Annotated in this window: 12 protein-coding genes, 2 riboswitches and 1 other annotated feature; of the genes, 3 read left to right on the top strand and 9 right to left on the bottom strand. The window is 44.3% G+C overall.

From position 1 onward, the window contains the following. Positions 1–96: 96 nt before the first annotated feature. From J2Z37_RS11495 to J2Z37_RS11485, 3 genes are all read right to left on the bottom strand, one after another. Positions 97–1,602 (bottom strand): sodium:solute symporter family protein, encoded by a 1,506-nt coding sequence (locus tag J2Z37_RS11495; protein ID WP_209810411.1) that lies wholly within the window; start codon positions 1,600–1,602, stop codon positions 97–99. Positions 1,603–1,714: 112 nt separating this feature from the next. Further along, positions 1,715–2,368: a molybdopterin-dependent oxidoreductase gene (locus J2Z37_RS11490; RefSeq protein ID WP_209810410.1), complete on the bottom strand. Its 654-nt coding sequence runs from the start codon at positions 2,366–2,368 to the stop codon at positions 1,715–1,717. A gap of 240 nt (positions 2,369–2,608) precedes the next feature. Beyond that, a riboswitch (SAM riboswitch) is annotated at positions 2,609–2,717 on the bottom strand. A 76-nt stretch (positions 2,718–2,793) separates the two neighbouring features. Continuing rightward, on the bottom strand, positions 2,794–4,593 hold the full coding sequence (locus tag J2Z37_RS11485; protein ID WP_209810409.1) for a PLP-dependent aspartate aminotransferase family protein: 1,800 nt from the start codon (positions 4,591–4,593) through the stop codon (positions 2,794–2,796). An 83-nt stretch (positions 4,594–4,676) separates the two neighbouring features. Continuing rightward, positions 4,677–4,768, bottom strand: a riboswitch (SAM riboswitch). A gap of 153 nt (positions 4,769–4,921) precedes the next feature. Between J2Z37_RS11485 and J2Z37_RS11480 the strand changes: the two genes are divergently transcribed. Then, positions 4,922–6,508, top strand: coding sequence for a bifunctional metallophosphatase/5'-nucleotidase (locus J2Z37_RS11480; RefSeq protein ID WP_245203746.1), 1,587 nt, complete (start codon positions 4,922–4,924; stop codon positions 6,506–6,508). Between the two features lie 73 nt (positions 6,509–6,581). Continuing rightward, positions 6,582–7,277: a Crp/Fnr family transcriptional regulator gene (locus tag J2Z37_RS11475; RefSeq protein ID WP_209810408.1), complete on the top strand. Its 696-nt coding sequence runs from the start codon at positions 6,582–6,584 to the stop codon at positions 7,275–7,277. On the opposite strand, the gene J2Z37_RS11470 is transcribed toward J2Z37_RS11475, so the two are convergent. Together J2Z37_RS11470 and J2Z37_RS11465 are read right to left on the bottom strand one after the other, a co-directional pair. Next, positions 7,274–7,522 carry an amino acid decarboxylase gene (locus J2Z37_RS11470; protein WP_209810407.1) on the bottom strand — a complete coding sequence of 83 codons (249 nt, stop codon included), beginning with the start codon at positions 7,520–7,522 and terminating at the stop codon, positions 7,274–7,276. The genes J2Z37_RS11475 and J2Z37_RS11470 overlap by 4 nt on opposite strands. Next, positions 7,519–9,192, bottom strand: a complete 1,674-nt coding sequence (locus J2Z37_RS11465; RefSeq protein ID WP_209810406.1) for a putative bifunctional diguanylate cyclase/phosphodiesterase — start codon at positions 9,190–9,192, stop codon at positions 7,519–7,521. Before J2Z37_RS11465 ends, J2Z37_RS11470 begins: the two co-directional genes overlap by 4 nt. Before the next feature lie 134 nt (positions 9,193–9,326). Between J2Z37_RS11465 and J2Z37_RS11460 the strand changes: the two genes are divergently transcribed. Continuing rightward, the gene (locus tag J2Z37_RS11460; RefSeq protein ID WP_209810405.1) at positions 9,327–9,776 is read left to right on the top strand and encodes a V4R domain-containing protein; all 450 of its coding nucleotides are present in this window, start codon (positions 9,327–9,329) and stop codon (positions 9,774–9,776) included. Between the two features lie 302 nt (positions 9,777–10,078). Here the strand turns inward: J2Z37_RS11460 and serS are convergent, their stop codons facing one another. From serS to J2Z37_RS11440, 4 genes are all read right to left on the bottom strand, one after another. Continuing rightward, positions 10,079–11,356 carry a serine--tRNA ligase gene (serS, locus tag J2Z37_RS11455; protein ID WP_209810404.1) on the bottom strand — a complete coding sequence of 426 codons (1,278 nt, stop codon included), beginning with the start codon at positions 11,354–11,356 and terminating at the stop codon, positions 10,079–10,081. Positions 11,357–11,415: 59 nt separating this feature from the next. After that, positions 11,416–11,599: a binding site (T-box leader), on the bottom strand. A 9-nt stretch (positions 11,600–11,608) separates the two neighbouring features. Further along, a complete protein-coding gene (pdxT, locus tag J2Z37_RS11450; protein WP_209810403.1) occupies positions 11,609–12,196 on the bottom strand; it encodes a pyridoxal 5'-phosphate synthase glutaminase subunit PdxT in 588 nt (195 codons plus the stop codon). Between the two features lie 12 nt (positions 12,197–12,208). Next, entirely contained in the window at positions 12,209–13,093 is an 885-nt protein-coding gene (pdxS, locus tag J2Z37_RS11445) for a pyridoxal 5'-phosphate synthase lyase subunit PdxS (RefSeq protein ID WP_209810402.1), read from the bottom strand. Positions 13,094–13,202: 109 nt separating this feature from the next. Continuing rightward, a complete protein-coding gene (locus J2Z37_RS11440; protein ID WP_245203745.1) occupies positions 13,203–14,507 on the bottom strand; it encodes a D-alanyl-D-alanine carboxypeptidase family protein in 1,305 nt (434 codons plus the stop codon). Between the last annotated feature and the right edge of the window lie 119 nt (positions 14,508–14,626).

Here is a 14,626-nt window from a genome sequence, read left to right as displayed (position 1 = left end):
GGGGGTGGGGAATATACTTAACAGAGCAAAACTTAAGTCCAACTCCATCGAAAAATTATGCCAAACCCCAACCCTATTTCCTAAATCCTATATTATTTAAGAAACCTTACTGATTGTTTCAGCTTTGGCTTCAACCTCTTTATTCGTAAACATACTGATCACGCCCATGACAATAAAGCTTGCAACGGAACTAAGAAACATCGCTAGATACATATTCTCTACAAACTTAAAGTTCATAAATGCTACATATAAGAGTGTTCCGGTTAACATTCCTGCCACCGCACCATAGCCATTTGCCTTTTTCCAGATATACCCCAAAGATATGGGAGCAATAACCCCACTGATAATCGCTGAGAAGCTAAACTGGATTAAGATGGACAAAGATTCGGGTCGATCTAATGAAATGTATAAGGAAGCCAACCCTACAAAGACTAATGCAATTTTGGATACTTTTACTGCCTTTTGGTCAATAGCCTGCGCGGTAAGCTGTTTTCCCCGATGGATGAAAGGTGCAGCTACCTTATAGATGTCATTCCCAATACTTGTTGTTACTCCTAGATACAATCCATCTGTACTAGATAGAATGGCAGAGATAATTCCCACGATCATAAAAGCCACTACAACTGGTGGAAATGCTTGTGTCAAGTATACCGGAATGGCTTGGTCTGCCGCTTCTAGGGTTGGAACCAATGCCCTTGCTGCTAACCCACCAAGCACCATGAGGGTCGAGATGATGAACAAGGTAATTCCTGCTGATAGTGTAAATGGTTTTAAATCTTTCTCTTCTTTAATAGAAAGTACTTTCGATAATAAGTGCGGCATCAACACAAAGCTAAACAACATAAACTGAACAGCGATAACAGCTAACACACTATTGTATGGTCCACCATTTGATATAGGAGCTACCAGATTCGGGTCGATAGAAGCTAAGCGTTCATTTAGTACCCCGAATACATTGAATCCTCCGCCGATCGTCCAAAACAAAGAAATAAGAACGAGTAAAGAAGTGACCGCCATTAAAATCCCCTGAATCCCATCTGTCACCATTTGGGCGTAAGCTCCACCTAAACCGATATAAAGAATCGTAATGGCCACACCGATAATAATTCCCCACGTATAAGGAATTCCCAGAATCGATTCAAAAATTGTCGCTAACCCAACATTTTGCCCCACGATGTAATAGACATTGAACAAAATAAGAAGAGATACAAGGATCTGTAAAGTCTTGCTATTATAACGTCTTCCCAACCATTCAGGAAGCGTATAAACTCCGCCAAATTTATTCCCGTATTTCCAAAATGTTTTCGCAAAAAGCAACAAACCGATCCAAGAAGCACCAAAACATCCCAAGGTATACCATAAAACAGCTGTTCCATACTGATACGCTAACCCTGGCACTCCAATAAATAAATTGGCACTTGCGTATGTAGCGGCAAAGCTCGCTCCAACAATCCAAGGATTAACCTTTCCTTTCGCCGTTGCAAATCCTTCCATTGTCTTGCTGTGAGCCGCTCCTTTTTTACCAATCCAAGATAGAAAGAAAAAGTAGATGACCAAAAGTCCAAAAATCAACCACAATAAACCACCAGTTAATACTTGCATCTTCTATCCCTCCTTTTCTACCTTCGAATAAATAGAATTCCATAGTATAATTCCTACGACCCAAACCAAACCTATAAGTCCCCAATACGTTGTAAACATCTATGTTTCCCCCTTAATCCTCGTTATTTTCTTCTTGCTTCCATCTTTGATTGAAACCGCTAGGCTTGTAATCTTCATCTGCAAATCGATCCTCTGTAAACGGATCGGCCGTCATTGAATATCCGCGTTGCTCCCAAAAACCTGCTTCATCTTCGGTCAAAAACTCAATCCCTGAGGCCCATTTCGATCCCTTCCACAAGTAGAAAGACGCCGGTGGGATAAAGCGAAGCGGATAACCATGCTTTGGAGTAATATCCTTCCAATCATGTTTTTCATCCTTCCAGCGGTAAACAAATAGCGCATCATCCCCGTATAGAGCATCCAAAGGAAGATTAGCCGAGTAACCGAACCAGTCCCCATCAAGGTACCCGTAGAGCTTCACGTATTTAACATCCGGTTTAATCTTCACCAATTTCAGAAACTCACTAAAACGAATTCCCTCAAAAGTCGTATCAAATTTGGACCAGGTCGTCACACAGTGCATATCCACTGTCGAGATTGATTTTGGCAGCTCCATCACTTGGTCGAAGGAAAGAGTCACTTCTTCCTCTACCTCGCCGAAGATCTTAAAGTGCCATGTTTCCTGATCAAAGGAATAAACATCACCTTGATGAAGAATCGGCCATTTTTCCGTTTGAATTTGTCCTGGTGGGATGATTTTGCTCATTCTCTGAAAGCCTCCTGCCATTTAGTTCCTTATCTGATTAATGTGTAGACGGATAGAAGGGAGATCATCTACAATAGAAATTGGGTTTTGCTTAGCATCCGTTCCGCGGGGCTAGTAAACCTACCGAAGAAAAGGGTGTTGCCTCACCTTTTTCTTCTTTTTTTTGCTCTCAGTCCGTCACCTCCTAAAAAGCAAAAGACCCTTCTCACACGAAGAGAGAAGGGTCCATAAAAGACAACATTCTCATCTTCGGAATAGCCATTTCTATTCCTCTGAAATTGGCACCGTGCCGTTCACGCCGGTTGCCGAGGTTTCGCAGGGTCAGTCCCTCCACCTCTCTGGATAAGAATTAAATCATAGTATTCAAATTGTGTTACTGGGATAATATTAACACATTTCAATTTGTTGTCAACATTTTTTTAAAATTAAATTTCGCAAGTGTAAGTGACGATACTTCCACGTAATCTTTGTGCTTCTTTGTACGTGCAGCGATTATGAACAACTTCTAGCCCAGCTTCTTTTGCTATGTTTGCTGCTTCATCGGAGACAACGCCTTCCTGCAACCAGAATAACTTCGGATTTACCGCGATTGCTTCTTTCGCTACTTCCACAGCAAATTCTGAAGCGCGGAATACCTGCACGACGTCAATTGGACCTGGAACAGAGGCCAAATCCGGATAAGCCTTTTCCCCTAAAACTTCTGTCTCACGTGGGTTAACAGGAATAATCTTGTAGCCAAGACGCTGCATCTTCCGTGCTAAACGATAGCTTGGGCGCACAGGGTTTCCAGAAAGCCCTACAACCGCTAATGTTTTCGGACGCTGTACCAATTCCCCATTCATGGTTTCTCGTTCCCATGGGGACTCAAGCAACCAACGAATGACACCTTCGTCATTAATTACGATTGGCTTCTTGCCATCTTCCCAAGTAGAGACACCGGTTGCCTTATACAAAGCTTTATCTAAATCATTTGTTAAATCGCGAACAGATTCAAGTCCAACAGAGAGACGAACAAGATCTTCTGTTACTCCTGAAGCTTCTAACTCTTCCGCACTGAGCTGCTGGTGGGTCGTTGAAGCTGGGTGAATAACCAAGGATTTCGCATCCCCTACATTGGCTAGATGTGACCAGAGGGATAAGCTGTCAATGAACTTCGCCCCTGCTTCTCTTCCACCTTTAATACCGAAAATAACCATCGAACCAAAACCATCGCGCAGATATTTCTTTGCAAGCTGATGGCTAGGGTGTGACTCTAATCCCGGATAGCTTACCCATTCTACTGCTGGATGGCTCTGTAAATGCTCAGCCACTTTCTGTGCATTGGATACATGCTCACGCATCCGCAAATGAAGGGTTTCAAGCCCCTGAATAAGCATAAAGGAGTTAAATGGACTAATACAGGAACCGAAATCACGCAACAATTGCGCACGAGCTTTTGTTATAAAAGCGAGTGTTCCAAAGTCAAAAGCATAGCGAACACCATTATAGCTTTTATCCGGTTCAGTAAAGCCAGGGAACTTTTCACTGTTCCAATCGAAACGTCCTCCATCGATAATTAAACCTCCAATAGAAGTTCCGTGCCCGCCAATCCACTTGGTTGCGGAATGAACGACAATATCCGCCCCCCATTTAATCGGTTGGCAAAGGTACGGTGTTGGGAACGTATTGTCAATAATTAATGGAATTCCATTGTCATGTGCGATATTGGCTACTTCTTCAATGTCTAGAATATGCAGCCCCGGGTTTCCAATCGATTCAGCAAAGATTGCTTTTGTTTTTGGCGTAATGGCCTTACGGAAATTCTCCGGATCTCTAGAATCGACGAAATGAACCTTAATCCCATACTTTGGTAAAGTCGTTGCAAAAAGATTATAAGTTCCTCCATAAATATGTGTGGAGGCAACGATTTCATCCCCTGCCCCAGCAATATTCATGATCGCCAAAGAAATCGCAGCCATTCCTGATGCTGTTGCCAGAGCGGCTACACCGTCTTCAAGAAGAGCAATTCGTTTTTCTAATACGTCGGATGTTGGGTTACCTAGACGTGTATAGATATTTCCCGCTTCATCCAAAGCAAAGAGCCCTCTAGCATGCTCTGTGCTATGATATACATATGAGGTGGTTTGATAGATTGGCACAGCACGCGATCCCGTTGTCGGATCAGGAGATTGACCACCATGCAGAAGAATTGTTTCTAAATCATAAGATTGTTTTAAATCACTCATTCTATTACCCTCTTTTCTTAGAATAAATAAAAACCCTTCTCGTCATCAGAGAAGGGTTGTTCGTCGTAAACGCCAAAACAAGCTTCTCATCTATCTGAAATTGGCACCGGGCAAATTAGGTTTGCTGGTTGCCGAGGTTTCACAGGGTCAGTCCCTCCACCTCTCTGGATAAGAAAAGGATCACTATTTTTTTATTACTTATATTGTAATCCCTGCAATTCCAATTGGTCAATATGTTTTTTAAATACTTTTTTCATCAACTATTGGACAAACGTTCCGACCCTAGTATAGTGTTAGTGTAGGATTTTTTTGAAGGGATGTATGGATTTTGACAGAGGCCCATCAGATCAAATTAACGATTTTAGAAACAAGTGATATTCACGGAAATGTTCTTCCGATTCAATATGCCACGAATCACCCCATCGAACGCGGGTTAGCAAAAATAGCCACGCTGATTAAAAAGGAGAGGGAGAAAGAACAAAATCTGATCCTGATCGATAATGGGGATTTGCTTCAGGGCAGTCCTTTAAGCTATTTCCATGCTCGTATAGACAATCAACCACGAGATCCGATGGTGACGATCTTAAACCATTTAAAGTATGATGCCGCTGTCCCCGGAAACCATGAGTTCAATTATGGTCCAGAGGTCTTGCACAAAGCGGTTCAGGAATCGGATTTTCCTTGGCTGTCTGCCAATATCCTTGATAAAGATAGAGGAGAACCTTCTTTTGGGAAACCGTACTTAATTAAGACGCTAGAAAACGGTGTGAGGGTCGGCATCATTGGGCTCACCACTCATTACATCCCCCACTGGGAAAACCCGAAACATATCGAACAATTTGACTTCCTTGATGCCTTAGAAGCGCTTCGACCATGGGTGTCTTACGTGAAGAAAAAGGAAAAAGTGGATGTCCTGTTTGTGTCCTACCACGGCGGATTTGAGCGGGATCTAGAGGATGGAAATCCGTCTGAGCCCTTGAATGGAGAAAATCAAGGCTATCAAATTTGTCAGGAATTTCCGGAAATTGACGTGCTGTTAACCGGGCATCAGCATCGGAGAATTGCAGGAAAACAAATTAATCAAACACTCATCGTTCAACCTGGTTCCCAAGGATTGTTTATCGGTAAAGTTTCCTTAACTTTGGAAAAGCACGAGGATGAATGGCGAATTGTTGAAAAAAAATCTGAACTCCTTTCCGTCGAAACGGCTACACCTGATCCACAAGTGCTGCATTTAATTCAACCGTATGAGACCAGAACGCAAAGCTGGCTGGATCAGCCGATCGGCATGGTTATAGGGGATTTGACCATTCGCAACCCGATGGACGTGTGGTTGAAGGATCATCCTTTCATTGAATTTATTAACAAAGTCCAGATGACCTATGGAAAAGCGGATATTTCCAGTACCGCCCTGTTTGATCATCAATCTGCCGGCTTTTCCTCCCATGTAACCATGCGCGATATCGTGTCCAACTATATTTATCCGAATACATTGCGTGTCCTGCGCTTAACAGGACAAGATATAAAAGATGCCTTGGAAAGGTCTGCTTCGTTTTTTCAAACGTATACAGGTGGCGACATTGAAATCAACCCAACCTTCACCACACCTAAACCCCAGCACTATAATTATGATATGTGGGAAGGGATTGACTACCTGATTAATATATCCAGGCCGATTGGCGAGCGGATCGTTTCTTTATCCTATAAAGGAAAGCCCATTACGATGGATGGAGAATATGAAGTGGTGATGAATAATTACCGAGCGGTAGGCGGTGGAGACTATCCGATGTATGTGGGTAAACCGGTTGTACGCGATATTCTCATTGACGTCTCGGAGTTGATTGCCAATTATATTTTGGAAAAGGGGACTATTGAAGCAACCTTAAACAACAATTGGAAAGTGATCGTTGATTAGTGATATTGAACACGGAAAAATTTCTATTCTTTTGCTACGGTAAAACCAAAGAGATTGGAAGTAGGTGTTCAAGATGAGCTGTGATCATCAAAACCACGCTGAAACTTGCGTTCGACACGTTCCTGTTTTTACTGAAATGACGGATGAGGAGGCCGAGCTCCTGCAAAAGGTGACATATCGTCATTGCTATGATAAGGGAGAGTACATTTTCCAAGAGGGCGATCCGTCCAATACACTGTTTGTTGTCCACGAAGGACTTATTAAACTTTCCAAGCTTTCTGACGAGGGAAAGGAACAAATTATACGGCTATTATTTCCCGGGGATTTTTTCGGACAATTTTCTTTGCTTGAAAATAAAAACCACTACGCCAACGCTGAAGTTCTCGAACCGACAACGGTTTGTGAGATTCATCGGGAGGACTTCATTCCCGTCTTGGAAAGGAACCCAGCGATGGCCATCCGCTTTTTGTTAGCTTTAAGTGAACGACTGCATCAAGCAGATGAGTGGATTTCGACCATTAGTCTCTTAGAGGTAGAGCGAAGATTAGCCAAAGCCCTCTTGTTATTCCATGAAAAAACCAAAATCAATCACCAACAAGTTCTATTGCCTATTTCCAAAAAGGATTTTGCCTCTTTGATTGGAACGACGCCAGAGACATTAAGTCGAAAACTGGTCTATTTTGAATCGCTAGGATTCCTTCGATTAATCGGCAAGAAGGATGTGCAAATCCTTGATCCTAAGGGTCTCCTCGATCTTGCCGGCTCCTAGCTTAGTTTGACAGAGATCAGACGGTAGTGATCATGATTCAATTGGTTCATAATACAAGTCATACCCATCGATTCAAAGCTTGCAACTAGCGGGGGAGCGGGATGTGGCAAATGCACCTCAAAAACTGTTCCCACTGGTGCCATCTGTACTTCTCGTATAATCTCATTTCGCGGATGTCTCCCGCTGTTAATCAACTCCCGAACATCAATTACTTTACGATTCCCTTCTTGTTTAACTTCAATCATTCTAGGCAACCCCTTTCCAATGTATAAGTCATCCACTGTTCCGCCTGCTCAGGTGGAACAGGTCTGCTAAGCCAAAAACCCTGAATAGCATCACAGTTTTTCTCGCGCATTTGATCTAACTGCTGTTCAGTTTCTACGCCCTCCGCCACGACACTTAAATCCAAATGATGGGCAAGAGAAATAATCGCATAGGTCACTGCACGTGAATTTTCATTCTCTTGAATATCCCGCATAAAGGACTGGTCGATTTTTAACGTATTTATAGGCAGTTCCTTAAGATAACTTAAAGAAGAATACCCTGTACCAAAGTCATCAATGGATAAATGAACCCCCATTTGTTTTAACTGATCTAGGACCTGAATGGCTGTCTGCTTGTCTTGCATAATCGCACTCTCGGTGATTTCAAGCTCTAGCCATTGCGGTTCCAGCTCTGTTGTCTGTAAGATCTTTGCAACGACTTCCGGAAGATTCTTTTGCAGCAAATGGGTGGCTGATAAATTGATGGCTACACGGACCGGAGGCAATCCCTGGTTTTGCCATGCTTTATTCTGGGTACACGCAGAATAGATCACCCACTCTCCAATCGATTGAATCAATCCCGTTTCTTCAGCCAAAGGGATAAACTCCCCCGGCGGGATTAGTCCTAAATCTGGATGCTGCCACCGCAATAGGGCCTCCATCGATAATATTTGATTGCTTTTTAGATCCAACTGCGGCTGATAGTGTAACAGCAATTGCTCCTGATCGATGGCTTTACGCAAGCTATTTTCCAGGATTAATCGTTCAAAACTCCCTGCCTGCAGCTCTGGCTTCGACCATTCATAAAGATTTCTTCCCTGCCTCTTTGCCCGGTACATCGCGGCATCTGCCCCAGTAATTAAGGTTTCTCGATCATCCCCATCGTAAGGGTAGAGACTAATTCCGATGCTTGCGGTAATGTAAACCTCCTGGTCTTGCAGGAAAAAAGGATTGGTTAGACTAGCTAATATTCTTTTCGCCACTTCTTCTGCCTCTTGCTGTCCTTTGATGTCGAGCAACAGGACAAGGAATTCATCTCCGCCCATCCGAGATACCATATCCCTTTCACGCAGGCAGGATTTTAGGCGCTGTGCCGCCTCTTTTAGGAGCTGATCCCCTGACGCATGCCCAAGCGTATCATTCACCATCTTGAAACGGTCTAAATCCACATAGAGGACGGCAAATATTTGCCGTTGATCATGGGCGGTGGCCAGGGCCGTGTTGAGATAGTCATGGATGCATCTCCGATTGGGAAGCCGGGTCAATGAATCCTGATAAGCCATAGTTTGCGGTTGTGCATAGAGGTAAACGAATTGAGTGACCCGCCCATTTTTCCTCACGGGAAAGATCTCAAGCCATAAGGTCCGCTGCTCGCCATTTTTACGGTCCATTTGCACCTCCCCCTGCCACTTCGTCTTCTTTTCACCTGGCATACGGCAGTCCACGATCTGCTCCTTGTGAATCTGAAGTTCATGGAACGGCAGCCCGATCAGCTCGGAAAGGGAATACCCTGTAAGGTTTGCAAACATGGCGTTGGCAGAAACAATTCGCCCTTCCAAATCAACAATGAGAATCCCTTGGTTAAATTGGTCGAACAAATGAATGAGTAGATCACTATCGATGATTCGTTTTTCCTTCAGGTGCGGAATCATCCGAACACCCCCTGGTTTCTCTTTTACCCTAATACTACCGATTGACTACCTGTAAAACCTTGATTTAGATCAAGTGATAATGATTGATTTTTTGCCATAATGAGGAAAATAGAGAAATGTAGGAGGAAATAGTTATGGATGGTTTCACCTTTGCAGATATGAAAGAAATCCGCCGCAGCAAACTGGGGAACCAGGTTCCACTGGAATTATTTCGGGCCATTCGATTAATTGGGATGTACCAAGGATTGCCGATGAAAGGGAAAAGCACCACCGTGACCATCGGCCGCAAAATTGGGGAAAGCTTGCCTGTGGAAACGGTTGAAGATGTTTTGGAAGTGTTTAAGGAACTGAAAATCGGCATCCCACGAATCGTCAAGGAAGAAGAAAGAGGAATCCATATTGCCGTAGAGGATTGTTTTTGTGAGGGTCTGCCTGCTCAATATGGGAATATGGTATGTGATTTAGAGGGCGCGATACTAGAAGGGGCCTTATCGAAGGTATGGAAGCGGAAACTTTCAATCCGCGAAGTGAAGTGTAATGTCAATGGGGATGAGCACTGTGAGTATCAAATCACGTTTTTATAGGGGGGGCTATAGCGGTAACCCTATAACAGGGAATCCTGATAGGGTGGGTGGGGTAGGAGGAGTCTCGGAGTCCAGGATTCGGACTCAAAACCACTGGTTTCCCCCAAATCAGTCCGAATCAGACTGGAATTCGGACTCAAACTCGATCATCCCTCTCATCTCAGTCCGAAAAACATACTGAGGGTAAGGGATAGCCCCCATAGAGCTGAAGAAGATAGGGAAAGGCTCGCACTATAAGAGAAATTTTTCCGCTATTGACCCGCCCAAAAAAGAAAAAGCGGAAGTCACCTTCCGCTCTACCGTTACTTACTAATCTTCTCTTTCCCACCCATATACGGACGAAGTACCTCTGGAATCATCACACTTCCGTCTTCCTGTTGGTAATTCTCAAGGATTGCGGAAACGGTACGGCCTACGGCGAGTCCTGAACCATTCAGGGTGTGGACGAATTCTGGTTTTGCTTTGGCTTCGCGGCGGAAGCGAATATTGGCTCGGCGGGCCTGGAAATCCTCGAAATTACTGCAAGAGGAAATCTCACGGTAGGTTCCATAGCTTGGCAACCAGACTTCAAGGTCATAGGTTTTTGCCGAGGAGAAGCCGATATCGCCTGTGCATAAAGACAATACACGGTACGGCAATCCTAACAATTGAAGAACTTTCTCCGCGTTGGCTGTTAAGCTTTCCAAGGCATCATAGGAATCTTCGGGTTTTACAAACTTCACCAATTCAACTTTGTTAAACTGATGCTGGCGAATCAGTCCGCGGGTGTCGCGTCCGGCAGATCCAGCCTCGGAACGAAAACATGCGCTGTAAGCTGTATATCTAATGGGCAGCTCTTCCCCAGGTAAAATTTCTTCGCGATGATAATTAGTTACCGGTACTTCAGCGGTGGGAATCAAAAAGTAATCCGTTCCAGCCACTTTAAAGGCATCTTCCTCAAACTTTGGCAATTGCCCAGTCCCGGTCATACTCGCCCGATTGACCATATATGGCGGCATGATTTCCACATACCCATGCTGATCCACATGAAGATCGAGCATAAATTGGATTAACGCGCGTTCCAGACGGGCACCCAAGCCTTTATAAAAGACAAAGCGGCTTCCCGTCACTTTTGCAGCCCCTTCAAAATCTAGAATCCCAAGGTCTGTCGCCAGATCCCAGTGGGCCTTCGGCTCGAAGGAAAAGTCCATCGGTTCCCCCCAATGACGAACTGGAATGTTATCCTCTTCGGATTTTCCAATCGGTACACTTTCGTGAGGCACGTTAGGGAGCGTTAACAAAAGCTGGTCCAATTCCTCTTCCACTTGGCGGATCTGTTCATCCAATTCCTTAATCTTTTCCGATACGCCTTTCATTTCAGCAATTAAGTCATCCGCATTTTCCTTATTGCGTTTCTTAACGGCAATCTCTTCGGAAACGGTATTGCGCTTGTTTTTCAACGATTCACTTTCCACCAGCAAGGATCTTCTCTTCTCATCTAGACCGGTGAATTGATTCAATTGCTCTGTGTAATCCCCGCGATGATTTAAGGCTTCTTTCACACCTTCTAAATCGTTCCTTAACCTTCTCACATCAAGCACTCTTCATTCCTCCTTTGAAAAGGGGCCAAAAGCCCTAATAAAAAAATCCCGTCCCCTAAATTAGGGACGAGATTTGAACCCGCGTTGCCACCCTACTTAAAGATAGCCCTGCAAAATAGCCATCTTCCTCTTTAAAACATCCAAGCTCAAGGGTGGATTCATTAACTAGCTAGTTCGACTTGCACCAACCGTCGACTCTCTAGACCAGCTATTGTCAACTACTATTCCCGTCATCGCTTTGTATATTATCTGCTAAACAGTTTCCACACCACGATATTCCTGAACCATCTCTAGGAAATAGCCATGCACTCTTTCATCGTCCGTCAATTCCGGATGGAAAGAAATCGCCAACAGATGATCCTGTCTCGCCGCGACAATCTGTCCATCATGACTAGCCAAGACATCGACATTCTTGCCCACTTCCAAGATCAATGGGGCACGAATAAAGACAGCCCGGAAGTCCTCGGGAATCCCTTTGATATCAAGATCTACTTCGAAGCTCTCGCGTTGTCTTCCGAAGGCATTTCGTTCAACCTTCATATCCATCAAGCCCAAATGGTTCCAATCTTGTCCGGCAATTTCTTTAGCCAACAAAATCATTCCTGCGCAAGTACCAAAAATGGGTTTCTTTTCTTGATGAAACTGCTGTAGTGCCGTATCAAAACCGTACTGTTTCATCAGCTTCCCGATCGTAGTGCTTTCCCCGCCAGGAAGAACAAGTCCCTGAATTTCTGCTAATTGCGAGACCTTTTTAACAGGAATGGCATCTGCCCCCGCCTGTTCTAACAGGCGGATATGTTCAGCTACTGCCCCTTGAAGGGCCAATACTCCAACTTTCATAGAGAATTCACCTTACCAACCGCGCTCAGCCATGCGCTCATTTTTCAATAAGGAAGAAATCTCTATTCCCTTCATTGCTGTGCCAAGGTCCTTGGAAAGCTGTCCAATCAATGCATAATCTTCATAGTGCGTAGTTGCTTCAACAATAGCTTTTGCAAAGCGTTCTGGGTTGTCAGACTTGAAGATCCCGGAACCAACAAACACCCCATCGGATCCTAAATGCATCATTAGAGCTGCGTCAGCAGGTGTTGCTACCCCACCAGCGGCAAAGTTTACAACAGGAAGCTTTCCGTTTTTATGGATGTATTCTAACAACTCGTAAGGAGCCCCAAGATTTTTGGCTTCCGCCATTAGCTCGTCATAAGACATCGCTTGAACCTTGCGGATTTGGCTTTGCATCATGCGTTGATGGCGAACAGCCTCAACGATGTTCCCTGTTCCAGGTTCACCCTTTGTCCGAATCATGGAAGCCCCTTCGCCAATACGACGAAGCGCTTCACCCAAGTCGCGAGCACCACAAACAAACGGTACAGTAAATTCCTTTTTATTAATATGGAATACCTCGTCAGCAGGCGTTAATACTTCACTTTCATCGATGTAATCGACGCCAAGTGCTTCCAATACCTTTGCTTCGACAAAATGTCCAATCCGAGCCTTTGCCATTACAGGAATGGAAACAGCCTTCATAACATCTTCCACGATCGTTGGGTCAGCCATACGAGCTACCCCGCCTGCTGCGCGAATGTCTGCCGGAACTCTTTCTAGCGCCATAACAGCTACAGCACCTGCTGCTTCTGCAACCTTCGCTTGCTCAGCATTGATAACGTCCATGATGACGCCGCCTTTTTGCATTTCTGCCATTCCACGTTTTACCCGTGAAGTACCTGTTTCTATCATCATTAATCCCCCTAAAATCGATTCATAGGAATGTTTTCACATTTTATCCCCATTTTACATAATCCCTTCGAAAAAGACAACCAACCCACTCAGAGATTGTAATATTTCACTAGAACCAACCGCTAATCGTATCGACGATTCCCCCGAAGATCCCGGCAATAAAGCTATTAATCGCCCGGAAGAATAAACGAATCCAGGATGCTTTCTCCACTTCTTGATTCGCCACCATATTGATTTGTGCAGCTTGTTCATCTGTAGGACGAAGGAATTCAAAACCGTCTTGTCCTGTATATTCGACATTCACTTTTCCAATAGCTTGCCCTTTTTCAACCGGAGCCATTACTTCATTGAATTTAACTACTGGCTTATAGTTGTTTTCATCGCCAACGCGTACAGGAAGCACCACTTCTTTTTCTGGTACAGCTTCCACGCTTAACTCTTTCCCTTTTTTCACTTCCGCTTGTTCAAAACCGTCAATGGTTTGACCCTTCGGAAGCATCGACATCATTTTAAAATTGGAAAACCCATAATCCATCAGCTTTCTTGTTTCACCGAAACGCTCGGCTTCACTTCCAGCCCCCATGATCACGGTAATGATCCGGATCCCGTTCCGTTCGGCTGTTCCTGTAAAGCAGTATCCCGCAGCGTCCGTGTGTCCTGTTTTTAAACCGTCTACCCCTTCATACCCGTAAACCAACTCAGGCAGCATCCAGTTCCAGTTATCCATTTTCACCTGGCCGGATTCCCCTTCACGGAACCATTTCTTTGGAATAGAGGAAATTTGCAAGGCCTCTGGGAATTTCGTAATAATTTCCCGTGCCAAAATGGCTGCATCCTTTGCAGACATCACGTGCTCGCTTGTATCAGATGGGGCGAATTCACCTAATTCTTCTGCAGGAAAGCCGCTGCTGGTCACGAAGTGCGTCCCTTGCATCCCTATTTCCTGTGCCTTCTGATTCATCATTTTTACAAAATTTTCTTCTGTTCCAGCGAGCGTTTCCGCCAGCATGACGGTCGCATCATTGGCGGAATAAATCGCCATCGCTTCATAAAGCTCTTTTATCGTTCTCTCTTCACCCATTCCTAGGTATACTCGAGAACCTCCATATCTCCCCATAAAGTATCCGTATTCAGAGGTTTTAACCTTATCCTCCCACTTTTTCGTTCCGCTTTTAATCGCCTCGAGGACAAGCAGTTCAGTCATCATCTTGGTCATGCTTGCCGGTGGGAGTGCTTCATTTTCGTTCATTTTATACAATATTTTTCCGGTTGAAGCTTCAACCATAATCGCAGATTTTACATTTAGATTAATCCCGGCTGAAGCAGCCGAAGCATATGGTGTTGATGGAGAAACAAACATCAGCAATAAAGAAAATACGAGAAATCCAAGGAAACCCTTCTTTGTCAAATTCAAACCCTATTTCACCTCTCTAATCAAAATTTAAACCAATGAACATTGTACCATAGCTTGTCCATTACGAACATCCGAAAAAACGGTTCGTGTTCTAGGACCAAAGTGTGGGGGGCCAAAAG

Origin of the sequence: Ammoniphilus resinae, assembly GCF_017873965.1 — a bacterium.
Classification (GTDB): domain Bacteria; phylum Bacillota; class Bacilli; order Aneurinibacillales; family RAOX-1; genus Ammoniphilus_A; species Ammoniphilus_A resinae.
This window is presented reverse-complemented; position numbering and strand designations above follow the sequence as displayed.